This is a genomic window from Auritidibacter sp. NML130574 (assembly GCF_003185725.2).
In the GTDB taxonomy this organism is placed as follows: domain Bacteria; phylum Actinomycetota; class Actinomycetes; order Actinomycetales; family Micrococcaceae; genus Auritidibacter; species Auritidibacter ignavus.
In genome coordinates this window covers 2,369,191-2,395,865 of sequence record NZ_CP031746.1, presented here as the reverse complement: position 1 = coordinate 2,395,865, position 26,675 = coordinate 2,369,191, and the positions used below count along the sequence as shown (strand labels likewise).

The following is a 26,675-nucleotide window of genomic DNA, read 5'->3' as shown; positions in this document are numbered from 1 at the left end:
GGGTTTCAGGATCTGCTCCTCGCCCGGCGCAGGACGACTAGTCTTCCTCGAGGTTGGATCCAGTTGGTGGGTGAGCACCAGAACGGTTCACCGTCACCATACCCAGCCCGCGCTTTGATCACACCACGCGCTACAATCAGCCCAGTGTCTCCGACCCACGGGATAGGAGGTGTGCTTCATGACCCCACGACCGCGGACTACTGTTTGCCGATAAAGTAATCCCAGTCGGCCTCGGGGGCGTTTCCATGATCAAAACGTTGCGGACGGAAATTGTCGAGCATCGTGCTCGGTGTTCCCGAGAGTTCCTGCTCGACGAGCTCAGCAAGAATCATTGCGAGCGTCATGCCCGAGTGGGTGACTTCGGCATAGATGGTCTCGTGGTCATCCAGGTAACCGACAATAGACAATCCATCGATAGGGAAACTGCGACCGGAGTAGTACACCTTCTCGAGTTCGATCTCGACTCCGAAAAACTCCCTCAACCGCTGACGCATCACGGTCGAGGTGTCCTCCAGTAGCTCGGCGGTTTCGCCTTCGACCACGCGTTCTTCCATGGCTGGTATCTGAACCCAGAACCGGCCATCATTTCGGGGCCGAACATTCATCGCTGAACTGATGATCACCCGGTTCAGCATGGCATCGGTTGGCTTTGTCACTCCAATCAGCGAGTGCGTGCGGGTACTCTGCTCACCAAGATCGGCGGTCGGAATCGTGAATCCGGATCGTTCCCCGATCTGACGAGACCATGCACCGGCTGCCAGCACCACCTTATCTCCCCTCGTCTGGGGCCCATCGCGGAAAACCACACGGGCACCCTGTGGACCGGGAATGACCTCGATCACCTCCCGGACCGTCAAGCGAACCCCGTGGTGCTCTAATTGACGTAGTAGCTCATCGGCTAAGCCTTGTTGGTCGAGCCAGGCTTCCATCGGAAAGTACAGTGCGCTCTCCAAGTCCTGTGGCCATGCAATGCTCGGTTCCAGCTTATGGAGCTGCTGCCGGTCAATCACCTCCACCGGATAACCCAGGGAACGCGATTCTTCCAGTCGCTGGCCATACGTTTCCTGGCGTTCGGTGCCAAGATCGGCCATGATTGACCCGGTTTGATGGAACCAGGGCTGTAAGGGTGAATCACCCTCCACTCGTCGTTGATCCAACACCGATTCCTGGAACTGCGCGTGCGCGTGAATTCCTGCTTTATTGAGTTGATGATAGGTTTCGGGGAGTTTGTGATTGGCATTAATCCAGGCGAAAGAGCGATGACTGGCCCCGGCAAAGGGGCTCTTCACAATCGAGGGTGTAGACGGGGGTCTCGGGGAAGTGGCGCGTCGATAGCTGGATAGAGGTCGAGGCCTTCCGATGGTGGAAGTTCCTACACAAGCCATCTGAAAGACCTCGACGTGCCTAACGCTACCTTCGACGACTGTGACCTGACCAAGTTTTGCCGGCTGGACGAGCTCGGCCTTCAAGCTACCGGGCAACGGGTGGAGCCCGGGCGGGCGGTACTGGCCTGTCGGGTGGTGGAGCCAGATGAGTGGTGTCACCGCTGTGGTTCTCAGGGCACCGCGCGGGGCACGGTGATCCGCCGGCTGGCGCACGAGCCGCTGGGCTGGAGGCCCACGACTCTGCACGTCACGGTTCGGCGCTACCGGTGCGCCGACTGCGCCCACGTCTGGCGCCAGGACACCACCGCCGCGGCAGAGCCGAAGGCCAAGCTCTCCCGCCGTGCCCTGCGCTGGGCCCTGGAAGCTCTGGTCGTGCAGCACCTGACCATCGCCCGGGTCGCCGAGGCGTTGGGGGTGCGGTGGAACACCGCCAACGACGCCGTGCTGGCCGAGGGCAAGCGTCTGCTCATCGACGACCCGGCCCGGTTTGACGGGGTCACCGCGATCGGCGTGGATGAACACGTCTGGCGCCATACCCGGCGTGGCGACAAGTACGTCACCGTGATCATCGACCTCACACCACTGCGCGTCGGCACCGGTCCGGCGAGGTTGCTGGACATGGTCGAGGGCCGCTCCAAACAGGCCTTCAAGACCTGGCTGGCCGAGCGTCCGGCTTCCTGGCGGGATGGCGTGGAGGTGGTGGCGATGGACGGGTTCACCGGCTTCAAGACCGCAGCCACTGAGGAGATCCCCGAAGCCACCACGGTCATGGACCCCTTCCATGTGGTCCGCCTGGCCGGAGACGCGCTCGAGCGATGCCGCCGGCGAGTCCAGCAACAGGTGAACGGCCACCGGGGCCGCAAACAGGATCCGCTCTACAAGGCCCGCCGGACCCTGCTGACCGGGGCCGACCTGCTCACCGAGAAGCAGTATTCCAGGATCCAGGACCTCTTCGAGGCTGACGAGCATGTGGAGGTCGAGGCCACGTGGGCGTTCTACCAGCACATGGTCGCCGCCTACCGCCAGACAGACAGGGCCGAGGGCAGGGCGATGATGGAGCAGCTGATCGCCAAGCTGGGCCGGGCAGTGCCGACCAAGCTCATCGAGCTGGCCGGTCTGGGTAGGACGCTGAAGAAAAGGGCGGCAGACATCCTGGCCTACTTCGACCGCCCCGGAACCTCCAACGGACCCACCGAGGCCATCAACGGACGACTCGAACACCTGCGCGGATCCGCCCTGGGCTTCCGGAATCTCACCAACTACATCGCCAGGTCCTTGCTCGAGAGCGGAGGATTCAAGCCCCGTCTACACCCTCGATTGTGAAGAGCCCGCAAAGTCTGGTCCAACAACCCCAACGAGAGACTCAACCGCGAGATCCGCCGCCGCACCGATGTCGTGGGGATCTTCCCCGACCGCGACTCCATCACCCGGCTGCTCGGAGCGGTGCTGGCTGAGCAGCACGATGAATGGGCAGAAGCCCGCCGATACCTCTCGCTGGAATCCATCGAAACAGCCCAGGCCCTCGAGCCCACCAGCAGTCAAAAGGTGAGCACCACAGAGCCCACCCTCGAAGCCATCCCCGCCTGAACACACCCTGAAACGAGACCACACCCCGAACACGACTCATACACCACTACTCAGGACTTGACCTGGCATTCGCTTGCTTCTCCCTATGGGCAGTCTCTCCCTCAAGAAGTCTCATACCTCAGGCATAACCCACCAACTCGCGTAGGTGCCCTCGACGGATACCCCACAGATGTGAGAGTGCGACCGTCGAGGGCACCTTTCCGTGAGCCCTCGAAAGTCGGCGGATAGTCCTGTCTTCCCTGTAGTGGGTGTTCAGGGCCCGACTCCTATGCAAAATCAGCGAACTCAGCTACGTGCTGAATACATCGAGGGTGGAACTAGCAGGGAGACAGAGCGCTGCACCTTCGTCGGCTCATAGGCATGAGTTCCTAGGAGTGGCAGGCGGCGAGCCGCTGAAAGCGGGCTAAGATCCTGTAGGGCTGTGGTCAGATAGTGCTTTCTTCGCAAGGCTTGGTCTGCGCCCGGAGGGGAATAGTGGCATTAGTCAGCTGGGGACCACGGCAGAAACCCCGGGACAGTCAATAAGCTTGTTGGTGAGGGAGCCGTCCGTGAGCAAGTCTTTGTAGCGCTTCGGGGCATCGTGGGCTGCCAACGATGGAACTGTCCTACCACGCTAACCCGCGCCTCAACAGGGTTAGCTCCCGGGGATCAGGCTTGCTGTTCTCCAATGGGGTTGCTGACCTGCCCTACATAGATCAGGGATCCTGCGGTGTCTTCAAGGCTGACCATCTCTAGGGTGTTCTTGAGCTGGAGGCGGTTGTGGCAGCACTGGTCGAAGGATTCTGGTGTGAAGTCGATGACTCGACGCCGGCCAGGACTCTGTGCTTGTTGTGCGGCGATGGTTTCTGAGACCAGTGCCCAGAACTTGTCCTCGGGGAGTACGCGGTCGACGTGCAGAAGGGCACCCAGGTGGCGGAGGAAACCGATGAAGACGTCGGTGAAGATTCTTTGGGCGTGTTCGGTGGGGTCTTGGATGCGGCGTAGTTCTCCGAGTTCCGGGGGCAGGGGGCGGTCGCCGAGGATTCCGATCTCTTCTCCGAGGTCTTTCATGAGAACACCAGTGACGACGCCTTCCCGGATGCGGAGGATGAGGTTCTCTCCGTGGGGCATGAAGGCTAGCTCGTGGGCCTCCAGGCAGTGCACCAGGGGCGCGAGGTAGCTGGTCAGATACTGCCTGATCCATTCTTGGGCACTGAGGCCGGAATGTTTGATGAGTTCGGGGGTCACGGCGGTTCCAGCAGCGTCGCGGTGAAGCAACGCGGCCATGGTCATTAGCCGCTCTCCTTGTTCCAGACGGGGAATGGGACTTTCCCGCCAGAGGACGGAGAGCATCTTCTTCTGATCAGACCGTCGTGGTGTCTGGTGATAGACGTCTCCAGTGAAACCGATGGCGGCGTGTTCTCGGAGCACGTCGAAGTTCATCTGTTGGAGTACAGGGTCGGTGCGTACTGTTTGGGCTACCCAGTCGCTGATGGCTGGGGCGAACCGCATGAACTCAGGAGATTGGCCTCTGAGGAACCCCATGTTCTGGATCGACAGCGCGGTCTTGACGTAGGACCGCTGTGGGTTGGAGCGGTTGAACGTGGTGCGGATTGATTGCTGGGGCTGGTAGAGGTCCTCGGCTTCGCCCAGCACGATCAGATCATGTCTTGCGATCTCAGGGGCGAAGGTGATGGCCACCCGGTGTCGGAACTGCCACGGGTGGACCGGCATCAACGTGTACTCGGCGGGGTCAAGGCCCTGATCGTTGAGCTGCTGCTCGAATTTCGAGAGTGTTTCTGTTCCGAGTTCTGAGTTCCAGTGGTGGTTCTCGGCCAGTCCTTTACCGAGGGTGACTTCGGTCTTGTTTCGGCGGGCTGCCAGCCAGAGGTACCGGAAGCGTTGTCCGGTTTCGGGGGCGTAGGCAAGGAAGTCATCGAGACTGAAACCGATGCGACCGTTGGTGGCCACAAAACAGGGGTGTCCTTCGGTCATCGACGCTTCAGTCTGCTGATAGTCACCAGCGGTATCGAGGTCTCTGCGGCCGCGGGCCAGCTGCTCTGCGGTGGGGCCGCCGATGTGGTGCTTATAGGCTGCACTGGCCAGGGTGGAGGCGATCTCCTCCAGATAGGTATCCAGCAGGTGTTCTGGAATGGCGAGGGCAGAGTTGAGTTCAATGATCAGTTCTTGGGCGTTGAGTTCTGTCTTTGCGTCTCCCTGGAGTCGCTGGAGACTGGCTTGGTCGATTTCCCAATGGCTCAGAGCTAGATGCTGAGCCTGGAAGCGGTAGGTGCTCTCTCCGGCTTTCACGCTGAACCACTGCTCTTCTGCGGTCTCGTCGTCGAGCTGCTCAGTGCTGGTCTCTGCATGTGGGGTGATGAGCTTTTCGTGGGCGAATTCGGAGAGCGCTTTGGTCACCAGGTGGCGTTGTGCAACGGCCATAGCTGCAGGTTCAAGGTGATCTGTGAGCCCTGCGCCGGCTGCGGCAGTTTTGTCTTTCTCTAAGACGCTCAGTGCTGCTCGTTTGCCGGGAAGGTCGATCTCTCTGAGGAATTGGAACCCTGCTTCTTGGTTCTTGCGGTGGATTCTGGTGTTCTCGATGTCTGGTTCCACCACGATGCGCCGGGCGCCGGTGTTGAAGCACAGTTCGACTGTGGCTTCCATGACCTGTGTGGTCAGTCCGTGCTGCCTCAGGGCCGGGTTTTCTGGGGCGGGAGCCACCAGTAGGTGCATGCCGATGTCATCGTCTTCTGCGGCGAAGACATCAGTGAGCAGAACGGCTTGGGGGTTATAGGTTTCGATATAGGCCACCGGTCCGGCCTCGGAGTGAAGCAGCCATCCCTGTTCGTCCTGAGAGTCAGTGATTGCTTGGAGGTATTGCTGGACTTGGCTCTGGGTGTAGTGGAGCATCTGCCAGTACTTGGCCGAAGGATGGGTGAGCCACTGATGCAGCAGCGGCGCATCCCTGTGAGGGTCGATGGGATGCGCGGTAAACCTGTGGGTGAGTTGCCAGGTCGGGGCGTCAAAACTAAGAGTGGTCATCGGGGAAGCTCCTGAGGGGTGTTGTCAGCCAGTGGGCCGAAATGTTGGAACGCTATTTTCCGCTCGATGGGATAGATCTCTTTGCCTGTGATGCAGGCGAGGATGGTCGCATTGCGCCAGGCGCCCATGCCCAGATCAGGGGCGGTCAGCCCGTGAGTGTGTTCCTCGGCGTTCTGGACGAATATGCGTCCTCCAAGAGTGTCCACGTGGTAATCCCTAGTGACAGCGAGCCGGTTTTTGGAGTCTCTGGTGATGAGATCGCCCAGGGGGTTTAAGAAGTGGGGTTCTCTGGGCCGGTAGCCTGTCGCGCAGATGACGTGGCTGGCTTCGCGGCGGAAGGTCGTCTGTGTCTGAGTGTGGCGGAAGACCAGTTCTCGTCGGTTGTCTGCCGAGCGGCTGGTGGCTTCCAGCAGTTCGGTATCGGTGAGCAATGTGGTGGCAATCTGCTCATGTACTGAGTGCTGGTAGAGAGCGTCGTAGATCCGTGCGATCAGTTCTGAGCTGATGCCCTTGTATAGTCCGCGCTGTTCTCGTTGGAGCTGGTCCCGGACGGCTTCGGGCAGGGCATGGAAATGGTCGGTGTATTCCGGGGAGGTCATCTCAAGGGTGAGCTTGGTGTCCTCCATGGGGAAGAACCGCGGTGACCGGGTGATCCATTCGAGTCGATACTGGTGGCCTGGTTGTGTTTCGAGCAGGTCGAGATAGATTTCCGCGGCTGATTGGCCGCTTCCGATGATTGTCAGCGAGTCACCGTCGAGAAGTTCGTCCCGGTGGTGCATGTAGTCCGATGAGTGAATGATTCCGGTGAGGTCATCGCCGAAGACCGGCGGGGCCCACGGTTCTGTACCTACACCGATGACGACGTGCCGAGCCTCGAAGGTGCGTATTCCTTCCGGGGTGATGGCTTGGACGCGGAAGAAATCGGCCTGTTGGTCATAGGTGATCTCTTCGACGTGATGGCCCCACCGCAGGTTCGGCAGATTCTCGGCTGCCCATCGGTAGTAGAGGTCGAATTCACTGCGCAGAGCATGAACATCTTCTCGGATATAGAAGGGGTATAGACGCCCTCGTATCTTGAGCCAGTTCAGGAACGAATACTCTGAGGTCGGATCCGCAAGTGTCACCAGGTCTGCCATGAAGGGCACCTGGATGGTTGCCTCTGGGAGCATCATCCCTGGATGCCAGCGAAACTCCGGCCGTGAATCGAGAAAAAGGGTGCTGAGGCCGTCCACTGGCTGGCTCAAGCAGGCCAATCCCAGGTTGAAGGGGCCGATGCCTACACCGAGGATGTCGTAGGGCTGGGGGTGCTGGGTCATACTGCGACCTCCTCTGGGGCAGGTTTGACCTGGTGGTCCCTGTGCAGCGATTCGGCCACATCGGCGACGTCTTCAAGAACAGCCCTCACATCAGCAAGTGTTGTGGCCGGGTTCAGAAGCGTCAGCTTCAAGCACGGGAGACCGGCGAGGACCGTCTTAGCGATCATCGCCTTGCCGTTGCGCTGCATCGTGTCCCGAATTCCACTGACCATCGCTGCAGCGGTATCCGGGTCGACTCCCTGGGGCTGCCAGCGGAACAACACGGTGGACAGATCGGTGCTGGAACACAGCTGCAGGTCAGGGTGTTCCGTGATGAAAGCATGGGCCTTTTCGGTCAGGTCAAGCACCTGATCGATCGATCTCCCCAAACCGTCAACCCCGGTACTGCGCAGGGTGGCATAGAGCTTCAGGGCGTCAAAAGGTCTGGTGGTCTGCAGGGATTTATCAACTTGATTGGGCTCCTGCGCGCCCTCCGGGTTGAGGTAGTCCGCGTGCCATTCTGAGCCTCGTAGGTCCTGCGGGTACTGAATAACCAGCACCGAACAGGTGATGGGCTGGAAGAACATCTTGTGGAAGTCCACCGTGACGCTGCGGGCCCGTTCGATGCCCTCAAGCATGCTTCGGCGAGTCGCAGAGACCAGCAGACCGCCTCCATAGGCCGCATCTACGTGGAGCCACACACCATGGTCATCGGTGACATCAGCCACATCGATCAATGGATCGATGATGCCTCGGTCCGTGGTGCCGGCAGTAGCGACTACGGCCATGGGCTGGAATCCGGTGCTTTTGGAGCGGCGAATTGCCTCATCCAGCGCTTCCGGGCGCATTCTGCCCTCGTGGTCGACTGGTACTTTCACTGCTGCATCGGCTCCCAGGCCCAGCACCATGGCGGCTTTCTCCACGCTGAAGTGGCTTTCTTCGCTGGTGAACACCACCTGGCGGGACTGGCTCACCGCCCTAGAAACCTGCGGCAGCACCCCGAGTGCGGCTTCTCTGGCTAAGAGAAGAGCTTGCATGTTCGACTGCGTCCCACCCGAGGTGAACACTCCATCACAGGAGGAGAAGCCGACCCTCTTCCCGATCCAGTCGACGACGTGGCGTTCGATGAACGTCCCGATACGAGACTGATCGTAGGTGTCCATCGAGGTATTGACAGCAGCGAGCATGGCCTCGGCCGCTACCGCTGTAATCTCCACCGGGCAGTTCAGGTGCGCCATGTAGTGCGGATGGTGGAACCAGACCGCTTCAGCCAGGAACAGCTCATCAATCTCTCGAAGGGCTCCACTGGGGCCTATGCCTGGGCTATCGAGATTGATCGCTGCCACTCTCGCCTCCAGGTCTCCAGCCGCAGAGTTGGTGGCTGGTTGAGAGCGGCCCTCCAAGTGGCTGCGTATTCGGACTGCTGCCTCACTCATGAGGGCTTCGTATTCACCGGATGATGTGCTGTTCAGCATCTTTGCTGACTCGCTCTGAGGCTCACTCATGAACTTAGGGTAACCATAATGAGAGAGGTTACGTAAATATGACCTATGCTCACACGTTGGGCGCAGAGGGCGGTCGAGACGAGGCTATGGCATGGATGAGCTTCACATTTGTGTCGGACTTATGGCAGGCCTATAATGATTTCGCAAGCTGCTCCTTACCTATTGCTGGCCTGGGTCGCCAGCGGAGATCTTCATGGAGGAAGTTATGAACAGTGTGGTTAGACGGTGGTCAACAGCCGGTGGTGCGGTGGTGCTGGCCGCTTCTTTGGCGGCATGCTCAACCGGAGCAACTGGTGGTGAGGATGAGGACTCTGGTTCCGACACGGGGGTGGCGGCAGCAGAGGATGCTTTCCCCCGCACCGTTGAGCATGCCTTTGGGGAGACCACGATCGAGGAAGAGCCTGAGACGGTGGTGGCCATCGGGTGGATCAACGGTGACATCCTGATGTCTCTGGATGTGGTGCCCGCCGGCATGGGCGAGATTTCCTGGGGCACCAACGAGAACGGCTCCACTGACTGGATCGATGCTCAGCTCGATGAGCTCGATGCAGAGATGCCGACCCAGATCGATGAAGGTGACGGGATCAACTTCAGCGAGATCGCTCAGCTGGAGCCCGATCTGATCGTCAACGTCATCGGAGCCATGAGCCAGGAGGACTACGACCAGCTCAGCGAGATCGCTGATGTGGTGGCCTTCGACGAGGGTGGGGAGAACTACACCACCGGGTGGGATGAGGCGACTTTGAAGATCGGTGATGCCCTGGGACGTCCTGATGATGCCCAGGAGGTTGTCGACCGCGTCTCAGAAACCCTGGCGGGGGTCACCGAGGACAACGAGGTGCTGCAGGATAAGACGATCCTGGCGGGCCGGCTTTCTCCTGATTCTGATTCGAAGGTCGGTATCTACGCGCCCAATGACACCCGGCCGATCATGTTCGAGCACATGGGCTTCGAGCTGGCGCCGGTGATGGATGAGATCGACTTCGCCCCCGGGGAGTTCAGCGGCTCCTTCTCTGCGGAGCGGGCTTCAGAGCTGGAGTCGGATCTGTTCTATACCTGGGCTGATGACCAGGCCCAGGCCGAAGCCATCCCTGAGGACCCGCAGCTGCAGCACATCCCAGCTTTGCAGAATGACGCGATGATCATCCAGTACGACAACCACCAGGCCAACGCCATAGGCACCTCACCGGCGGCTTTGGAATGGCTGGTGGAGGAAAGCGGATTCGTCGACGAGCTCATCGAAGCCGCAGAGAATGCTGAAGCAGCGAACTGAGCTGGTGACCCGCCCTGTTCTGACCAGGAGGCTCTTCTGGTTTCTGGCCCCGGTGGTAGTGGCGCTGGCAGTGTTCCTCAGCCTTGCCGTCGGGGCCCGCACTGTGGTGGTCGGCTTCGAATTCGGTGCGGTCGCCGATGTTCTCCTCGGCGGCACCACAGAGGGCGAGCTTGCCGACACGGTCTCGGTCCGGCTGCCGCGTACTGCGGTGGCGATCCTGGTCGGGCTCGGCCTGGCTGTGTGCGGGGCTGCCATGCAGGGGCTGACCCGTAACGCGCTGGCTGATCCGGGCATCCTGGGTGTCAACAGCGGCGCGGCCATGGCAGTGGTCCTTGGCATCTACCTCTTCGGTCTGGCCGGGCCCTGGGCCTATGTCGCCGCTGCCTTCACCGGAGCCATCGGAGTGGCGATCGTGATCTACCTGGTCTCCGAGAAATCCGGGGACTCCCCGTTGACCGTGGTGCTGGTGGGAACAGCCATCACCGTCGGTGCTGCCTCGGTGATCTCAGCGATCATCGTGCTCAGCCAGGAGACCCTCAGCTCTTTCCTGCTCTGGCAGGTCGGCTCTCTGAACCGCGGGGACTGGGAGATGGTCCTGATCCTGGGAGCAATCGCCCTACTAGGGGTGCTGGTGCTGATCGTTGAAGCCAGAAACCTGGACAACCTGACTCTGGGAGATGAGTCCGCGACCTCGCTGGGGATGAATGTGGCCCTGCATCGCGGGGTCATCACCCTGTGCGTAGCTGTGATCTGCTCCGCGCTGGTGGCCCTTGCCGGGCCTATCGGTTTCGTGGGCCTGGTGGTTCCTCATATTGCACGCAAGTTTGTTGGAGGCAGCTATCTCAGGATCATCCCAGCCTGCTGTCTGCTGGGTCCGATGCTGGTGTTGGGCACCGACGTGATCGGCCGAGTCATCCTGCCCCCAGCCGAGGTGCCCATCGGTGTGGCCACCGCGGTCGTCGGAGCCCCGGTATTCATCATGCTGGTGCGAACCGGCCGTAAACAGGTAGGTGTCTGATGCCCACGGTCACATCACATTCCTCCACACGTAGGCGCCGGGTCGCTGTTCCTGTCCTTGCTGCGTGCCTGACCGTCCTGGTGATGGGGCTCTCTCTTGTCCGGGTCCTGCTGGGTGATTACACCATCGCGTTCGTGGACTTCTTCCGCATCCTCGGGGGCGAAGAGATCCCCGGTGCTGGTCCGGCCCGGTTCATCGTGATGAGCGACAGACTGCCCAAAGTGGTGCTGGGAGTGCTGGCCGGAGCAGCTTTCGCACTGTCCGGGACAATCTTCCAACTGTTGCTGCGCAACCCCCTGGCCAGTCCCGATGTCGTCGGGGTCTCTGCTGGAGCATCCCTGTTTGTGGTCATCGGGCTGGCTTCGTTCTCGCTGAGTGGCATCCACCAGGTCGGTGCAGCCCTTGCCGGTGGGTTCAGCTCAGCGATCCTTGTCTGGCTGCTCAGCCGCGGCCGCCGACGCAGCCGTCACGGAGTAGGCAGCCCCCATTCGGTCGGAGCACAGGCCTCCTCCTCGGTGAAGTTCGTCCTTGTCGGCATCGGGGTCTCAGCAGTAGCCACCTCCCTGGTGACCTACATGATGCTGCGCATGCACATCGGCCAAACTTCAGATGCTGTGCTCTGGACCCGTGGATCCCTGAGCATGGCCACCTGGGACCGGGTCCAGTACATGGCAGTGCTGCTGGTCATCTGTGTGGTGCTGCTGTCGCTGCTGGCCCGGAACCTGCACATGCTCTCCAGCGGAGACGAACTGGCCCACGGCCTCGGGGTCAACGTGCCAGCCACCCGAAGAGCACTGCTGTGCCTGGCCGTGATACTGGTTGCCGGGGCCACAGCTCTGACCGGGCCGATCATGTTCGTCGGCTTCATGGCAGGCCCCCTGGTCCGCCTGGTGCTGCGCGGCCGCGACAGTCTCATCTGCTCAGCGTTGGTCGGTGCACTGCTGGTCATCACCGCCGAAGTCGTCGGCTCCATGCTCATGCCACGAACCGTCCCGGTCGGTGTGATCACTGGAATCGTCGGAGTCCCCGTCCTGCTGAGCATCATCCTGACCCGAACCATCAGAAAGACCTAACACCCATGACCACCCTCACCCCCGACACCGGCACACACCAGGAAACTGGGCCCGAGCCGGTTCTGAAAGCCGAGGCCATCACGGTCGGCTACGGCGGCCCGGCCGTTCTCAAAGATGTCTCCGTGGAATTGCCCAGCGGGAAAGTCACCTCCATCATCGGACCCAACGGCTGCGGCAAATCAACCCTGCTGCGCACCTTCGCCCGCCTCAACAGCCTCTCTGGCGGCTCAGTCGAGGTCACTGGCAGACCTATCACCAGCTACAGCAGTAAGGAGTTCGCCCGCACTGTCTCCCTGCTGCCCCAGACCCCGGTGGTCCCCGAAGGCGTCACCGTGGCTGAGCTGGTCGCCCGCGGCCGCTACGCCCACCGCAGAGTATTCGGCGGGCTGACGCGAAAAGACCGCCGCATCATCGACCAGGCACTCGAACAGACTGGGGTCACGGACCTTGCTGAGACTGCTGTCTCAGAGCTCTCCGGAGGGCAGCGCCAGAGAGTCTGGATTGCCATGGTCTTGGCCCAGGACTCGCAGATCCTGTTGCTGGATGAGCCCACCACCTACCTGGACCTGAACCACCAGATCGAACTGGTCGACCTGCTGCAGCAGCTGAACCGTCAGACCGGCAAGACCATTATCATGGTCCTGCACGAGCTCAATATCGCCGCCCGCTGCAGTGACCGCATCATCGCCATGCGAGACGGCAATATCGTAGAAGACGGCGCCCCGGTAGAAGTGCTCACCGAGGCCAACTGTCACGACATCTTCGGCCTCGACGCAGCCGTCCTGCACCCCGAGGAAACCGGCACACCCGTGGTGGTCGGTAAAAAGGGGCGATGAGCCCAAACGGGGAGCTCTTACCCTTCGGTGTATACACCGGTTCCGCCGATTCGCCACGGAGCCATCAGGGAGAAATGTAACGGTATTGAAGGGCGCGGACTACGAGCTGAGCTAGGTTCTCAGCGTAGAGTTTCTCTCTTAGTTTCTTCACATGGGAACGGACTGTCCATACGGTGATGCCCTGGCGTTTCGCGATTTCTTCGTAGCCGTGCCCGTCTGTGATGAGTATGAGAATGTCACGTTCGGCTGGAGTCAAATGGGGAACCACTACGGGCGTATCAGGAAGCAGGTCGCCACTGATCACAGTGTCTTGGGCTAGGCGTTTCAGCAGTCTTGGATCATCTCCCTGAGCGGCAGCCAGAACGATTTTTCGCAAGTCAGCTTCTGACGCAGTTTTCCGAGCGACCGCTAACGCGCCGGCCTCTAGAGCGCGAGCCAGCCCTGGCCCAGGTGAGACCGTGGTGAGCACGATAATACGTGCTTCTGCGTCGAACTGACGGATCTTCTCAATAGCGGTCACGCCGTTCATACCCGGGGACATATTCAGGTCCATCAGCACAATATCGGGAGAGGACGAGCGATACGCCTCGACTCCTTCAGCTCCATCCGATGCGGCGATGACAATCCGGATTGCGGGGTCTTTCTGCAATGCCATGTTGATGGCCTTGGTGGTCCACTTATCATCATCAACCACCAGGACCGAGATCGGCTCTGAGGGAGTGGGGCGCGGGCTAGTCACAGACAGTACTTTCGATACTTGGGCTTATTGATGAGACGCCATAACTTACATTGGGTCGGCTTCGCGTAAGCTTCTGCGGTTGCTTCGACCGATGTTACAAGTGCGGTTGATTGTCCGGGGGAGCTCTTGGGCTCGTAGCGGCGTTTGGGCTTCGGGAGTCGGTACAAGTGTGGACAGCAGGAAGAGCGTGGTAACTAGAGTCTTCATGCCCCCATGAGAAGCCGGTGCTCATGTGTAGAGCATCCCTCATCTGAGGGTCGCCTGTTCGCCTGCGGATGTGATCGGCAGAGTCACAGTGACGGTGAACTGCTGTTCTTTGAGTTGTGTGTGACAGGTTCCACCTAGGCTGCTGACCCTGTTCGCGAGGCTCTCTGGGGCTGGGGCGTACTCGGCAGTAGCGTCCGGGATAGTGGTGTACGAGCTTCGGTGAGTCGGCTGTTGGAATGACAGTGACGGCCACCGCGTGTTCTTTCGAGTGAACCTCTCACAGCACTCTCGAAAGGTGCCACGACGATGACCGTCACCCCTTCCAGTATCGACCTGAAGGCCCTTCTGGAGAAAGAGGTCCTGCAGGCCTTTCCGGACCTGATTCGGGAACTGCTGCAGATCTTCATCAACACCCTGCTCTCGGCCGAGGCTGACGCGGTCTGTGGGGCCGAGTACGGTGCCGGTGATGCATCCCGGAGCAACCGGCGCAACGGCTACCGGCACCGAGAGCTCGATACCCGGGCTGGGACCATCGATGTCGCGGTGCCGAAGCTGCGGGAAGGATCCTACTTCCCCGACTGGCTGCTGGAGCGCACAAAACGCGCGGAGCGGGCTCTGACCTCGGTGGTGGACACCTGCTACCTCCTCGGTGTCAGCACCCGCCGGATGGACAAGCTGGTCGGCTCTTTGGGGATCACCAGCCTGTCGAAGTCCCAGGTCAGTGACATGGCCGCCGAGCTCGATGAGCAGGTCGAGGCCTTCGGCACCCGGCCGTTGGATGCCGGGCCCTACACCCTGGTCGCCGCAGACGCGATGGTGATCAAGGTCGGTGAGCATGGGCGAGTGATCAACATCCACGCGCTGATCGCTACCGGAGTCAACAGCGACGGATACCGTGAGATCCTCGGGATCCAGGTCACCTCTGCTGAGGACGGAGCCGGATGGCTCTCCTTCTTCCGCGACCTGGTCGCAAGGGGCCTGTCCGGGGTCAAGCTGGTCACCTCTGATGCCCACCCCGGGCTGAAGGCCGCGGTGGCCGCGACCCTGCCTGGGGCAGCCTGGCAGCGGTGCAGGACCCACTACGCGGCGAACCTGATGAGCATCACTCCCAAGCAGCAGTGGCCAGCAGTGCGGGCGTTGCTGCACAGCATCTATGACCAGCCCGGCCCTGAGGCCGTCCATGCCCAGTTCGACCGAGTCGTTGAGGACCTCGATGCCAAGCTGCCCAAGGTCGCTGACCACCTCGCCGCCGCCCGGGAAGACATCCTGGCCTTCACCGCCTTCCCCAACCAGATCTGGCGCAAAGTCTGGTCCAACAACCCCAACGAGAGACTCAACCGCGAGATCCGCCGCCGCACCGATGTCGTGGGGATCTTCCCCGACCGCGACTCCATCACCCGGCTGCTCGGAGCGGTGCTGGCTGAGCAGCACGATGAATGGGCAGAAGCCCGCCGATACCTCTCGCTGGAATCCATCGAAACAGCCCAGGCCCTCGAGCCCACCAGCAGTCAAAAGGTGAGCACCACAGAGCCCACCCTCGAAGCCATCCCCGCCTGAACACACCCTGAAACGAGACCACACCCCGAACACGACTCATACACCACTACTCAGGACTTGACCGGGTGTGATTTAGGGAAGACCTCCGGGCAGTATGGGGTTACCACAACTCCTACCTAACCCGGAGGTCTTCATGACTCACGTTAACGCATCTTTCAGCCCGGTGGGGCCTCAACGCATCGCCGGGCTCATTGTTGATGATGGATGACCGATACGCCAAGCCGCAGAACGCTTCCCATGCTCACCGGCTACCGCCAAACGATGGGCAGACCGTTACCGGGCCGCACTGCCCATGACAGACCGTAGTTCCCAGCCCCACACCTCTCCCAACTAACGTCCTGCCAAGACCGAACAAGGAATCATTAACCTGCGGTTTAACCGCAAGTGGGGGCCACACCGGGTCAGCTACCACCTGCGTATCCCACGCTCGACTGTGGGGCGTGTCCTGGAGCGCTACAACATGCCCAGGCTCTGCGATATCGACCAGGCCACCGGGCCTCCCGTCCGCAAGCCCAAACCCAAACGCTACGAAGCCGCCGCTCCAGGGGAGCTGGTTCACATCGATATTAAGAAACAGGGCCGGATCCCAGACAGTGGTGGCTGGCGAGTCCACGGCCGGGGAAGCGAGGGTCACCATGCGGCCCAACGGAACAAGATACAGGCACGTAAAACCGTGCCAGTTCACGGATACCGGTATCGTCACCACGCGGTTGATGACAACTGCCGGGCCGCGTATTCAGAGATCTTAGATGATCAGAAGAAAGAAACCGCAGCCGGCTTTTGGAAGCGAGCTAACGCATTCTTCAACGATCTGGGAAACACTGTCAAAGCGGTCATAACTGATAACGGTGCCTGCTACCGCTCAGCCGCTATTGCCAAGGCACTCGGTGAGGGTGTCAAGCACAAGCGGACCAAGCCATACCGACCCCACACCAATGGCACGGTGGAAAGATTCAACAAGACTCTGGCATCGGAATCGGCTTACCCCCGGGCCCTACACCAGCGAGAACGAACACGCTGATCCCTACCAGGCCTGACTCCATCACTACAATCATCACCGACCCCACACCGGCATCGGAGGTCTCACCCCAGCTGAACGCGTTCACAACCTCGCGGGGAAGTACAACTAGCCAATCGTCTTCGGTGTCGTGCTTTTTTCCGACGACAAAAGAGATCCACGCGCCAATGCGGCTCATCGTAATTGAGAGTGTAGAACCGGTCTGAAGCCGCCGGACTCGAGCAGACATCTCGCGATGTAGTGCGTGAGGTTGCGGAACCCCAGCGCTGAGCCCCGTAGGTGTTCGAGCCTGCCATTGATCGCTTCGGTAGGCCCGTTCGACGTTCCCGGTCGGGTGAAGAACGCCAGGATATCAGCAGCTCGACGCTTCAGAGTCCGTCCCAACCGCTTGAGTTCGGCCAGTCCTGTCGGCAGATTCGTCGTCAGATCGTCGATGACTGTTTGTAAGAGCTTCTTGCCCTCGTTGCCGTCGTTGGTTCGGTAAGCGCGCACAATGTCTTGATAGACGGCCCAGGTGACTTCGACGGCGGTGAAGTTGGCGTCGGCGAAGAGGTCTACGATCCGCTCCTGCTGTTTGGCCGTAAGCAGATCAGCACCGGTGTGCAGAGTCCTGCGCGCCCGATACAACGGGTCTGTTGCTCGTCCGCGATGCCCGGTGGTCTCCTGCTGAATGCGGCGGCGTACCTCGTCGAGGGCATCACCGGCGAGTTTGACGACGTGGAACGGGTCCATGACTTCGACAGCCTCGGGCAGTTCCTCAACGGAGGCTGTTTTGAAGCCGGAGAACCCGTCCATCGCGACGACGTCGATGCCATCACGCCAGTCTTTCGGTCGGGCTTTCAACCATTGCTTGAACACCTGTTTCGATCGTCCGGGCACCATGTCGAGCAGGCGTGCCGGGCCTGCTTTCTGGCTGATGGGAGTAAGGTCGATGATGACGGTGACGTACTTGTCACCGCGCCTGGTGTGCCGCCAGACGTGTTCGTCGACACCAATGACGCTGACCCCGTCGAACCGGGCCGGGTCGTCGATCAGCAGTCGATGTCCCTGCGCGAGGATCGCGGAGTTCGCGGTGTGCCAGGACACGGCGAGTTTGCCTGCGATCACGGACACGGTGTCGTGGTCGATGACGAGGGCACGCAGCGCCCAGTCGAGGCCGGTTCGCGAGATCTTCGCTCGTGGTGGCGCCGCAGCAGTGGTGTTCTGACGCCATACGCGGCCGCATTCGACGCATTTGTACCGGCGGAGGCGAATGTGAAGCGTGGTGGCCGGTGGCCGAAGGGTTCGTGGGCGAGGTGGCGGACGACGGTGTCGCGGACGATCCCGTGTCCGCCACACCGTCGGCACCAGTCATCGGCAGTGTTGGGCTGGCATTCCAGAATGGCTTTGTGCCCGGTGATGTGCTGGCCAATGCACGTGAGGTCAAGGGAGTCGAGCCGGCAGAACGTCGTGAGATCAGGAGATGAGAAAGTAAGCTTGGACACGTCGAGGTCTTTCGGATGGACTGTGTAAGAACTTCCATCATCGGAAGACCTCGACGTCTATCCGGGCAGCGCCACGCCGTGTCCTGAAATCACTGATCCACACCCTCAATTACGAAGAGCCGCCAATGCCAAGGATGATGGCAGCCGTGGCTCCAATGAGAACAATGCTTGAGATGTTCATGGGCTAGCTTCCTGAGAAGGGTCTCTGCGCAGAGAACGTGGTGGCAATACCCGAAATGTCATGACATTTCGGGACGGAACTCAGCCAGCAGGTGATCGGCGTAGGTCGGTTCCGGGGGATGATCTCGTGCGTGCGGTCCGCGAGCGCCCACCTCGGTGGTGGCTACCTCAGCAAACAGCGCCGCCAGTGTCAGCGAGAGTGCTCCGCCGTTGAGGTGGTAGAGCCTGCGGTGCTGGTCGGTATACCCGGCGACCGGATCGGCCGAAGACTGTGGCACCGTGGTCAGGTGTTCGACCACGGGGCGCTCGCCTAACACCTCGGCGAGATGGCTGGCAATGTCCTCCGGCGTGCTCTGATCGGCCATGCGTACCCGGATTCGCCCGCTGGTATCGGGGCGGATGGCAGCTCCAGCGGTGAGCACCACATGGTGGAGATCGACGCCGATGGGCTCGGTGACGGCCAGCACCTCGTGGCCGGTCGCCGGAACATTATCGGAGGCGAGGATTGCCACATCGGCGGTGATTTCCTCGATCTCGCCCCAGCCGCCCGGCTCACTGGGGTGGTCAGCGGGTAGCCGGTACCGCAGCCGCAGGTGGGCCTGCCGATCGGTGGATGACATCGATTCGAGGCGTCCGGCGACGATGGCGACCCCGGCTTCGGTGAGTTGGGAGACCAGTTCGGCGATGAGTCGGTCATCGTCCAGGTAGCCCTCGGAGTCGATGAGCAGAGCGTGGCCCGCCTCGGCACCGCCCGCATTGAGTCGCACGCTGGGGGCCAGCTGTGCCAGGTCAGCGCGACTCAGGGTGGTGCTGGCTACCTGGTCTGCCGGGCCGGTGGGATGAGACCGGTCGGCAAGCACGATGACCCCGGTCAGGTGTAGCCAGGGTTGGAACTCCTCGGGGCTGGGGCCCTGTTGGTCCTCAACCCGTCGCATCAGTGCTGCGTCGTGCACGCGCGAGTGGGCGGCCAAACCCTGCCGGATCAATTCCTCCAGCGCGGGCCGGGCGATGGTCGTGACCTGGTTGATCACGGCGCCGAGACCGGCAAAGTCCGCACGCGGACCGGCAGGGCCCACCAGCGAGTCGTCGTGGTCGATCACGACCACCGAATGCCCGGCGTCGGCGAGCGAGACCGCGGTCATCAGCCCCTGAATGCCGGCGCCCAGAACGACAACGTGTGCAGTGTCCATCGTTGATGTGCTCCTGTAGGTTGTGTTGGTGCCGGGTTAGACGTCAGCGGGTGCGGGGGCCGGGGTGGTAGCCGGTGTGGCCTCGGGGTAGGTCCCGGCTGGCGTGTTGGCCCGCGGACGCGGTTGGTCCGAGGCGTAGCCGTTGGCGTCGTTCAACGCGCGGATCAAGACCACCAGCCAGGCGAAGAGGATTCCGGCCATGGCCAGTTCCACCCCGGTGAGGTTGTAGTAACCCAGTGGCCACCACAGCACCGCCGCAAAGATCGACAACCCGATCATCAGGTAGGAAAACAGGTAGATCACCACCGGCACGCCGGGTAACCAGATCGGGATGGTGGCAAATAACAGGAGGCACACGGCGGCCAGAATTTGGGTAAAGAGTGTGTGCAGCGGGTCATTGATATTGATGGGGACCATCGAGATCCCCATCAGACAGGCACCGATGAGCATCAGCCCGCTACGTAGCATCCAAATGGAGCCTCCACGTTTGCCCGTGGACCGACGCACGTCGGAGTAGGTGCGCAAGTCTTGAGAGATGAAATTGGCCAGCGTAAATAGCACCAGCCCGGAGACGGTCAGGGTGGTGTTGAAGGTCCAGAAGGACAGCACCCCGGCCTGGCCGGTGCCGAGTTCGGAGAAGAAGGCGTGCCACCAATACGGGTTTTCGGCCAGGAGCATGGCGGCGATAATGCCGGAGGCCATGAACACTGCCAGCAGGCTGGAAAGGGAGCGCGTTGAGGCGCGCGCGGCCGAGCTGAGGCCGAAATACCCGGCAGTTGCGACCACGATCCCGATCATGGCGGTGGCGGCAATCGCGTCAATTTCGAGTCCCACGAAGGATTGCTGGAATAACCGGAACAGCGCCAGACTGGCCAACATCACAATCGCCCCGTGCAGAATGATCAGCCCAACCCAGTCCAACACCAGCCAGAACCAGGCCCGGGATCGCATCCACGCCAGCGCACCACGGCGGGGGGCAGAGGCGAGTAACAGGCCAATCAGCGTGGCCAGCGCTGCGGTGATCCCGGCAGAGATACCGGTGACGGTTCCCACGGACGCGAAACCGGACAGGGGCGTGAGCTGGTCGGAAAAGAACCACCAGCCCACCATGGCTCCCAGCGCCCCGGCGATGATCGCTACCCAGATACCCCAGGATTCAATGCGAAATGAGCCCGAACGGGGTGGGGAGGACGCTGCGGGGGCGGTGGTCATTACTCCATCATAGATTCACCGCCCGGGCCTGCGTCGACAGCTGGCCCGTCACCGACACCATTCGATTGCCCAGAGAGGTTTAGGCCCTCCCGGGAATATACCCCCTCGGGGTATAGTTATGGGTAGTGAACGACCCAGCATCAGGAGAGACTTGCGATGAGCACCACGACACCACCACCAGTTCCGGACACAGCACAGCACCGGCATCAGTATGGCTGTACCGATCATCGGCAGAGTTATCAGACCAGGTTGCGTCGGATCGAAGGGCAGGTGCGTGGCATTGAGCGCATGGTGGCCGATAACGAGTACTGCATTGATGTGCTGACCCAGATTTCTGCTGTCACCAAGGCTCTGCATGCGGTGAGTGTGAAACTCCTTGAAGACCATCTGGGCCACTGTGTGGCAGCAGCCGCCGCGTCCGGAGATGAGCAGCAGTTACAGGAGAAGGTCGCCGAAGCCACCGCAGCAATCGCCCGGCTGACTCGAAGCTAAACACAGTCCACTGACAGGAAGGATTACCCGCCATGACTTCCACCACCACCCTGGATATTTCGGGAATGACCTGCGAGCATTGCGTGCAGGCAGTCACCCGTGAACTCACCCAACTACCCGGCGTGGAGCAGGTTGCGGTGGACTTGCACCCCGAAGCCACCTCGATCGCTACGGTGACTGTAGCCACTGACACCCAAGCGCCGACTCATCACCAGTACGCCGAGGCCATCGACGAAGCCGGCTACACCCTCGTTGACGCACACTGAGTTGACACACACTACGAAGGACACTGAGATGACCACCCCGTCCAACGACTCGACCCACCACGGCTCCGCGGACACGCCCCACACCGGCGATGACCGGTCCGTCACCCTCGATATTTCCGGGATGTCCTGCGCATCCTGTGTCTCCCGGGTGGAACGGAAACTCACCAAACTCCCCGGGGTCTCGGCCACCGTCAACCTGCCGCTGAATAACGCTCGCGTGCAGGCCCCCGAACAGGTCACCGACCAGCAACTGATTGACGCGGTGGCCTCGGCCGGCTATGACGCCGAAGTGCACCACAGCCCACACCACCACAGTGGGCATGAACACCACGCTGAGCACGACCACCACGACGGGCAGGATCAACACTCCGGTGAAGACCATATGAACCACGGCCCATCGGCCAGCACGCTGAAACCCCGCTTCATCGTGGCGGCGATCCTGACCGTGCCGTTGTTTATCATCTCGATGTTTTCGTTCGCCCAGTTTCCCCACTGGGGCTGGGTGGCGCTGGTGCTGTCCACTCCGGTGGTGTTTTATACCGCCTGGCCTTTTCACTCTGCAGCGTTCGCAGCGGCCCGGCACGGCGCGTCGACGATGGACACGCTGGTGTCGCTGGGCGTGTTGGCGGCCTGGACCTATTCCACCATCGGGCTGGTGATGGACCCGATGATGACCGCGGTCCCCGGCCACCACGACCATCAGCTGTATTTTGAGACCGCCGGAGTGGTCACGACCTTCTTGCTGCTTGGCCGCTGGCTAGAAGATCGCGCCAAGCACCGCGCCGGGGACGCGCTGCGAGAGTTGCTGACGTTAGCGCCCGAAACCGCGGTGGTGGTCCGTGAGGGCACCGAGGTCGAGATTCCGGCCAGCCAACTGCAGATCGGGGACGAGTTTGTGGTCCGGCCCGGGGATAAAATCGCCACCGACGGCTACGTGGTCTCCGGTCATTCCGCCGTTGATACATCGTTGATCACCGGAGAATCCGTCCCGGTTGAAGTCGGCCCCGATGATACGGTCACCGGGGCGACCATCAACTCTTCGGGTCGTCTTCTCGTTCGGGTGACCCGCACCGGCGAGGACACCACCCTGTCACACATGGGGCAACTAGTCTCCGACGCCCAGTCACAGAAGGCCCCCATTGCCCGGATCGCCGACCGCATCTCGGCGGTCTTCGTCCCGATCGTACTGGTCATCGCCGCACTCACTTTGATCTTGTGGCTGGTCTTCGGCACCGGGCAGCAGGCCTTCCACGCCGCGGTCACGGTACTCATTATCGCGTGCCCGTGCGCCTTGGGTCTGGCCACCCCGGTGGCGCTGTTGGCCGGCACCGGCCGTGCCTCCCAGCTGGGCATATTGATCCGCGGCCCGGAAGTCTTAGAAGACACTCGCCAGATCACCTCGGTGGTCTTCGACAAGACCGGCACCATCACCCGAGGTTCGATGTCGGTGTCTGAGGCCACCAGCTTGGATGAGCGTTTCTCTTCCGAGGAGATTCTCCGGTTGGCCGCCGCCGCGGAGGCCGGCTCCGAACACCCCATCGCCCACGCCATCGTCGACGCCGGCCAGCAACTCGGCCACCTACCGAAGGCCACCGAGTTCTCCGCCACCGCTGGTGGCGGCATCTTCGCCACCGTAGAAGATCATCGCATGGTGCTGGGTCGCACCAGTTTTGTCACCGACCAGGCTGGGATCAGCCTCTCCCCGGAGGCCGAACGCGCCTTCCATGCTCTGGAGGAAACCGCAGCCACCGCGATCTGGGTCGTCATCGATGAGGCCCCGGCCGGGATCATTGCCGTCCGCGATCAGATCAAGGACTCCGCCGATGTGGCGATCGCAGACCTAACGGAGATGGACCTGACCCCCATGTTGCTGACCGGGGATAACCGCTCGGTGGCCACCTGGGTCGCCAGTCAGGTGGGCATCAACACCGACCACGTCGTCGCCGGAGTTCACCCCGAGGACAAGGTTGCCAAGATCCGCGAACTCCAAGAAGCTGGCGAGACCGTGGCGATGGTGGGTGATGGCGTTAACGATGCCCCGGCCCTGGCCCAAGCCGATTTGGGCATCGCGATGGCCTCAGGCACCGATGTGGCCCGTCAGGCCGCACAGATCACCGTGATGGGATCCTCGCTGGGGCAGATCACCCAGGCGATCCAGCTGTCTCGGAAAACGCTCCGGGTGATTAAGTCCAATCTGTTCTGGGCATTCGCCTATAACGTGCTCGCCCTCCCGGTGGCAGCCTTCGGGCTACTGTCCCCGATGATTGCCGGGGCCGCGATGGCACTGAGCTCGGTGCTGGTGGTGGCCAATTCACTGCGGCTGACTCGTTTCGCCCGCTAGTGGTCCGGGGTGCCAGCTAGGGTGAACCCATGCAGATCTATGGATTTACCCGCTACGGTGGCCCCGAGGTCTCCGGCGTGCTCGACGTCGAGGTCCCGGAGGTCACCGAGAACACGGTGCTGATCCGCACTGAGGCCTCGGGACTGAATCCCGGAGACCTCAAGGTCCGGTCCGGGGCCCGCACCGGGTCATTTCCCGTCAGATTCCCCATGGCCATGGGGCGGGAAGCCGCCGGGACCGTGGTCAGCCTCGGACCCGGTCTCACCCCGGAGGTCGCGACTCAGATTCCGGTGGGCACCCGGGTCTTCGGCTCGGCCGCTGCCGGAGTGGGCACCCTGGGCGAGTACACACTCCTGACCGCTACCTCCGCAACCCCGATACCTCAGGGATTGAGCGCTGCCCAAGCCTGCTGTATTCCGACCTCTGTGGGCACCGCCTGGGATGGGCTGGCCGAACTCGAACAAGCCGGGCTCAGTCGTGGCGAGACACTGCTCGTACTGGGGGCCGGCGGAGGTGTGGGCTCGGCGGTGACCGGATTAGCCACCTGGCGCGGCCTCAGGGTGGTGGGGGTGGCCTCGGAGAGTAAAAAAGAACTGGTCGAGTCCTTGGGCGCCAGCCACGTGCCAACGGGGGCCCTTGAGGCTGTCTCTGATCAAAAATCCCCCACCATCGCTGCAGTGTTTGACACCGTCGGGGGCCAAACCCTCACCGCAGCGGCTACCTTGCTGGCCGGAGACCACTGCCCACCGCGCATTCGCTCGGTGGCCGACCCAGCATTGGCCACCACCCTGGGTGGCAGTGGAGTGACCCGACACCGCCGTCGCGAGATCTTTTCCCGCATCGCCACCCAGCTGACCCAGCACCCGACCTTGCCGGTGGTCTCAGAGATCCTCGACTGGGATCGGGTCGCCGAGGCGGTCGCCACCGTCGAATCCGGGCATGCCATCGGCAATATTGTGGTGCGCGTGAGCTAGACGAGTCGTTGCTCCCGGGCTACCGCAATCGCCTGGGTGCGATTATCGACCCCGAGTTTTTGATAAATATGCACCAGGTGGGTCTTCACTGTTGCTTGGGAAATAAACAGGCTACGGGCAATATCGCGGTTGCTTTCCCCGGTTGTCAAGGCCTGCAAAATCTGTAGCTCCCGGGCCGAGAGTTGTGTATCGGCCGGTTGTTGGGCCCGGGAAATCAGCACCTGGGAGACTCTGGAGGAAAAAGCATGATCACCCCGGGCGGCAGCTTGTACTGCCTCGTGTAATCGGTCCTCAGCAGCGTCTTTGAGCAAATACCCCACCGCTCCGGCGGAGACTGCCGCCAGAATATCGGCCTGAGAATCATAGGTGGTCAGAATCAGCACCGGTGGCGCTGACCCTGTCTGCTGGGCCTCTTCGGCTAATGCCCGGGTGGCCTCGAGTCCGCCCATCCCGCGCATCTGTAAGTCCATAACCACCACGTCGACCCCATCCGGTCGGTGGTCTGCCAACGCCGCGGTGCCATCTGCGCCTTCGGCGACCACACTGATGTCTGCAAAGCTTTCCAGAATGGCCCTGAGCCCAGCACGGACCACCGGGTGGTCATCGATCAGCATCAGCTTAATCATCCTCGCCTCCCAGCGGTATGCGCAGTCCGATCACGGTCCCGGCGCCCGGGGCTGACTCCACACTGAGCTCTCCTCCGGCCTGAACGGCCCGGGTCTTCATGCCCGAGAGCCCGAAATGGTGCTCGGTGTCCACGGCCTCGGGGTCAAACCCGGTGCCGTCGTCGAAAACGTCGAGAGTGAGCATCCCGGCGGTGGCTGTCACGGTGATCACCACTGTGGAGGCCGCGGCGTGAGCCAGCGCATTGGTCAGTGCCTGATCGGCGATGCGTAGCACCGGGGTGAACCGCTCGGTCTGGATCACTAGCTGTTGGTCCTCCACCGCCGGTTCACCGCGTAGCAGCAGCTCCACCGGCTGGCGTTGGGCGCGCGCTTCGGCTTGGTGGCGTTGCACCATCGCCCCTAGTTGTCGCATCAGCTGTGACCCGGTGGGCGCCTGGTGGTTGTCGTCGAGCGCCTCGGTGGCCGTGGCCGGATCCGCCATGGTCTGTACCAGTTTGCGGGCGGTGGCAAGGTTCTTTTCGGCACTGTCGTGCATCAGGTGGAGCTGATCGTGCAACCGTGCGGTGTCCTGGTCGGCTACGGCATGTTGGGCGGCCCGGGAGAGGAGCACGAGTGAGGAGAATCCTTGGGCGAGGGTGTCGTGGATTTCTTGGGAGACCCGTTGACGTTCCTGCAACTGTCCGGCTTGACGTTCGCTGGTGGCCAGCTCGTGTCGAGTCACGATCAGGTCCTCGACCAGCTTGCGGTATCCCACCGCCTGATCGTGCAGCACGTGATAGACCCGGTAGGCCACCACCGCCACCACCGTGCCGAGTACCGGTCCGATCACCCCGGCGACCTGCACAGCCCCGGAGGCCAGGTACTCGGCTCCAATGGTGACCGTTAACAGCACCAGCAGGCATCCGAGAGCAAGCAGTCGACTGATGGGTGTCAGCACGTGAATGCTGACGAAGACCAAGGGAAACATCACCCAGATGAATTCGGCCGAGATCAAACACAGCATCGTCCAGCCACCGATGACCGCCACGAGCCACACGGGCGCATAACGGGAAGCCAGCCTGGACGCAGCGAGCCCGACTCGGCGTTCCCAGACGGTGCCGGCCACATAGATGGCAGCAACCATCACAGCCAAGACGACGACCGTGATCTGCATCCCAGAGCTCAGCGTTTCGCAGAGCACGGCTCGGATCGTGGCGAAGACCAGCAGAAACGCAAACATCACGTGCAACACCACCCGCAACCAGCGCATCACCGACTCCACCGGAGCCGGATGGCCGGTGGTCAGATGCGCTACGGGCTCGGGTGTCGCAACGGTCACGTATTGTCAGCGTAGTCGGGTTTCTCACCGAGTGCATCAACCAAAAGGTTGAGCCAGGTTCCAACCGGTTAGCCGATG

Annotated in this window: 19 protein-coding genes and 3 pseudogenes; 12 read left to right on the top strand and 10 right to left on the bottom strand. The window is 61.6% G+C overall.

Annotated elements, in window-relative coordinates; all coding sequences use genetic code 11:
- Positions 1 to 197: 197 nt before the first annotated feature.
- Complete coding sequence (locus DCC27_RS10890) at positions 198 to 1,289, bottom strand: FAD-binding oxidoreductase (protein ID WP_166769841.1); 1,092 nt, start codon at positions 1,287 to 1,289, stop codon at positions 198 to 200.
- Positions 1,290 to 1,400: 111 nt separating this feature from the next.
- Between DCC27_RS10890 and DCC27_RS10885 the strand changes: the two genes are divergently transcribed.
- Together DCC27_RS10885 and DCC27_RS10880 are read left to right on the top strand one after the other, a co-directional pair.
- Positions 1,401 to 2,708, top strand: coding sequence for an ISL3 family transposase (locus DCC27_RS10885; RefSeq protein ID WP_117328628.1), 1,308 nt, complete (start codon positions 1,401 to 1,403; stop codon positions 2,706 to 2,708).
- A gap of 6 nt (positions 2,709 to 2,714) precedes the next feature.
- Positions 2,715 to 2,972 (top strand): annotated as a pseudogene (locus DCC27_RS10880) (transposase); the annotation flags it as partial.
- 648 nt (positions 2,973 to 3,620) lie between these two features.
- Here DCC27_RS10880 and DCC27_RS10875 read toward each other — a convergent pair.
- Genes DCC27_RS10875 through DCC27_RS10865 form a run of 3 tightly spaced genes read right to left on the bottom strand, consistent with a single transcriptional unit; the run spans position 3,621 to position 8,634 of the window.
- Positions 3,621 to 5,993 carry a GNAT family N-acetyltransferase gene (locus tag DCC27_RS10875; protein WP_110100066.1) on the bottom strand — a complete coding sequence of 791 codons (2,373 nt, stop codon included), beginning with the start codon at positions 5,991 to 5,993 and terminating at the stop codon, positions 3,621 to 3,623.
- Positions 5,990 to 7,309 carry a lysine N(6)-hydroxylase/L-ornithine N(5)-oxygenase family protein gene (locus DCC27_RS10870; RefSeq protein WP_110101735.1) on the bottom strand — a complete coding sequence of 440 codons (1,320 nt, stop codon included), beginning with the start codon at positions 7,307 to 7,309 and terminating at the stop codon, positions 5,990 to 5,992. The genes DCC27_RS10875 and DCC27_RS10870 overlap by 4 nt, the downstream gene beginning before the upstream one ends.
- Positions 7,306 to 8,634: a pyridoxal-dependent decarboxylase gene (locus DCC27_RS10865; RefSeq protein WP_244924692.1), complete on the bottom strand. Its 1,329-nt coding sequence runs from the start codon at positions 8,632 to 8,634 to the stop codon at positions 7,306 to 7,308. Before DCC27_RS10865 ends, DCC27_RS10870 begins: the two co-directional genes overlap by 4 nt.
- 364 nt (positions 8,635 to 8,998) lie before the next feature.
- On the opposite strand from DCC27_RS10865, the gene DCC27_RS10860 reads away from it, so the two are divergent.
- The 4 genes from DCC27_RS10860 (at position 8,999) to DCC27_RS10845 (ending at position 12,993) form a co-directional block, all read left to right on the top strand.
- Positions 8,999 to 10,066 (top strand): ABC transporter substrate-binding protein, encoded by a 1,068-nt coding sequence (locus tag DCC27_RS10860; RefSeq protein WP_158524786.1) that lies wholly within the window; start codon positions 8,999 to 9,001, stop codon positions 10,064 to 10,066.
- A gap of 103 nt (positions 10,067 to 10,169) precedes the next feature.
- Positions 10,170 to 11,084, top strand: coding sequence for a FecCD family ABC transporter permease (locus DCC27_RS10855; protein WP_369860327.1), 915 nt, complete (start codon positions 10,170 to 10,172; stop codon positions 11,082 to 11,084).
- Entirely contained in the window at positions 11,084 to 12,157 is a 1,074-nt protein-coding gene (locus DCC27_RS10850) for an iron chelate uptake ABC transporter family permease subunit (protein WP_110111028.1), read from the top strand. The genes DCC27_RS10855 and DCC27_RS10850 overlap by 1 nt, the downstream gene beginning before the upstream one ends.
- Before the next feature lie 5 nt (positions 12,158 to 12,162).
- Positions 12,163 to 12,993: an ABC transporter ATP-binding protein gene (locus tag DCC27_RS10845; protein ID WP_110100060.1), complete on the top strand. Its 831-nt coding sequence runs from the start codon at positions 12,163 to 12,165 to the stop codon at positions 12,991 to 12,993.
- A gap of 64 nt (positions 12,994 to 13,057) precedes the next feature.
- Here the strand turns inward: DCC27_RS10845 and DCC27_RS10840 are convergent, their stop codons facing one another.
- Positions 13,058 to 13,732, bottom strand: coding sequence for a response regulator transcription factor (locus tag DCC27_RS10840; protein WP_233488086.1), 675 nt, complete (start codon positions 13,730 to 13,732; stop codon positions 13,058 to 13,060).
- 513 nt (positions 13,733 to 14,245) lie between these two features.
- Between DCC27_RS10840 and DCC27_RS10835 the strand changes: the two genes are divergently transcribed.
- Together DCC27_RS10835 and DCC27_RS10830 are read left to right on the top strand one after the other, a co-directional pair.
- Positions 14,246 to 15,496, top strand: a complete 1,251-nt coding sequence (locus tag DCC27_RS10835; RefSeq protein WP_110111027.1) for an IS256 family transposase — start codon at positions 14,246 to 14,248, stop codon at positions 15,494 to 15,496.
- A gap of 133 nt (positions 15,497 to 15,629) precedes the next feature.
- Positions 15,630 to 16,626: pseudogene (locus tag DCC27_RS10830) on the top strand (IS481 family transposase).
- Positions 16,627 to 16,688: 62 nt separating this feature from the next.
- Here DCC27_RS10830 and DCC27_RS10825 read toward each other — a convergent pair.
- From DCC27_RS10825 to DCC27_RS10815, 3 genes and pseudogenes are all read right to left on the bottom strand, one after another.
- A pseudogene (locus tag DCC27_RS10825) lies at positions 16,689 to 17,998 on the bottom strand (ISL3 family transposase).
- Between the two features lie 239 nt (positions 17,999 to 18,237).
- Complete coding sequence (locus DCC27_RS10820) at positions 18,238 to 19,368, bottom strand: FAD-binding oxidoreductase (RefSeq protein ID WP_110101541.1); 1,131 nt, start codon at positions 19,366 to 19,368, stop codon at positions 18,238 to 18,240.
- Positions 19,369 to 19,404: 36 nt separating this feature from the next.
- Positions 19,405 to 20,580, bottom strand: coding sequence for a hypothetical protein (locus DCC27_RS10815; RefSeq protein ID WP_110110760.1), 1,176 nt, complete (start codon positions 20,578 to 20,580; stop codon positions 19,405 to 19,407).
- 156 nt (positions 20,581 to 20,736) lie between these two features.
- On the opposite strand from DCC27_RS10815, the gene DCC27_RS10810 reads away from it, so the two are divergent.
- Genes DCC27_RS10810 through DCC27_RS10795 form a run of 4 tightly spaced genes read left to right on the top strand, consistent with a single transcriptional unit; the run spans position 20,737 to position 24,653 of the window.
- Positions 20,737 to 21,072: a metal-sensitive transcriptional regulator gene (locus DCC27_RS10810; protein ID WP_110110759.1), complete on the top strand. Its 336-nt coding sequence runs from the start codon at positions 20,737 to 20,739 to the stop codon at positions 21,070 to 21,072.
- A 32-nt stretch (positions 21,073 to 21,104) separates the two neighbouring features.
- Complete coding sequence (locus DCC27_RS10805) at positions 21,105 to 21,338, top strand: heavy-metal-associated domain-containing protein (RefSeq protein WP_110100086.1); 234 nt, start codon at positions 21,105 to 21,107, stop codon at positions 21,336 to 21,338.
- 28 nt (positions 21,339 to 21,366) lie between these two features.
- Positions 21,367 to 23,679 (top strand): cation-translocating P-type ATPase, encoded by a 2,313-nt coding sequence (locus tag DCC27_RS10800; protein WP_110100085.1) that lies wholly within the window; start codon positions 21,367 to 21,369, stop codon positions 23,677 to 23,679.
- A gap of 29 nt (positions 23,680 to 23,708) precedes the next feature.
- A complete protein-coding gene (locus DCC27_RS10795) occupies positions 23,709 to 24,653 on the top strand; it encodes an NADP-dependent oxidoreductase (RefSeq protein ID WP_110110758.1) in 945 nt (314 codons plus the stop codon).
- Here the strand turns inward: DCC27_RS10795 and DCC27_RS10790 are convergent.
- Together DCC27_RS10790 and DCC27_RS10785 are read right to left on the bottom strand one after the other, a co-directional pair.
- Positions 24,650 to 25,279, bottom strand: a complete 630-nt coding sequence (locus tag DCC27_RS10790) for a response regulator transcription factor (RefSeq protein WP_110101538.1) — start codon at positions 25,277 to 25,279, stop codon at positions 24,650 to 24,652. The two genes, DCC27_RS10795 and DCC27_RS10790, sit on opposite strands and share 4 nt — an antisense overlap.
- A complete protein-coding gene (locus tag DCC27_RS10785) occupies positions 25,272 to 26,597 on the bottom strand; it encodes a sensor histidine kinase (RefSeq protein ID WP_110101537.1) in 1,326 nt (441 codons plus the stop codon). Before DCC27_RS10785 ends, DCC27_RS10790 begins: the two co-directional genes overlap by 8 nt.
- Positions 26,598 to 26,675: the final 78 nt, after the last annotated feature.

Coding starts and splice junctions, on each gene's coding strand:
- DCC27_RS10850 (WP_110111028.1), top strand. CDS start 11,084: ATGCCCACGGTCACATCACATTCCTCCACACGTAGGCGCCGGGTCGCT.
- DCC27_RS10805 (WP_110100086.1), top strand. CDS start 21,105: ATGACTTCCACCACCACCCTGGATATTTCGGGAATGACCTGCGAGCAT.
- DCC27_RS10845 (WP_110100060.1), top strand. CDS start 12,163: ATGACCACCCTCACCCCCGACACCGGCACACACCAGGAAACTGGGCCC.
- DCC27_RS10800 (WP_110100085.1), top strand. CDS start 21,367: ATGACCACCCCGTCCAACGACTCGACCCACCACGGCTCCGCGGACACG.
- DCC27_RS10870 (WP_110101735.1), bottom strand. CDS start 7,309: ATGACCCAGCACCCCCAGCCCTACGACATCCTCGGTGTAGGCATCGGC.
- DCC27_RS10795 (WP_110110758.1), top strand. CDS start 23,709: ATGCAGATCTATGGATTTACCCGCTACGGTGGCCCCGAGGTCTCCGGC.
- DCC27_RS10820 (WP_110101541.1), bottom strand. CDS start 19,368: ATGGACACTGCACACGTTGTCGTTCTGGGCGCCGGCATTCAGGGGCTG.
- DCC27_RS10860 (WP_158524786.1), top strand. CDS start 8,999: ATGAACAGTGTGGTTAGACGGTGGTCAACAGCCGGTGGTGCGGTGGTG.
- DCC27_RS10790 (WP_110101538.1), bottom strand. CDS start 25,279: ATGATTAAGCTGATGCTGATCGATGACCACCCGGTGGTCCGTGCTGGG.
- DCC27_RS10835 (WP_110111027.1), top strand. CDS start 14,246: ATGACCGTCACCCCTTCCAGTATCGACCTGAAGGCCCTTCTGGAGAAA.
- DCC27_RS10810 (WP_110110759.1), top strand. CDS start 20,737: ATGAGCACCACGACACCACCACCAGTTCCGGACACAGCACAGCACCGG.
- DCC27_RS10875 (WP_110100066.1), bottom strand. CDS start 5,993: ATGACCACTCTTAGTTTTGACGCCCCGACCTGGCAACTCACCCACAGG.
- DCC27_RS10815 (WP_110110760.1), bottom strand. CDS start 20,580: ATGACCACCGCCCCCGCAGCGTCCTCCCCACCCCGTTCGGGCTCATTT.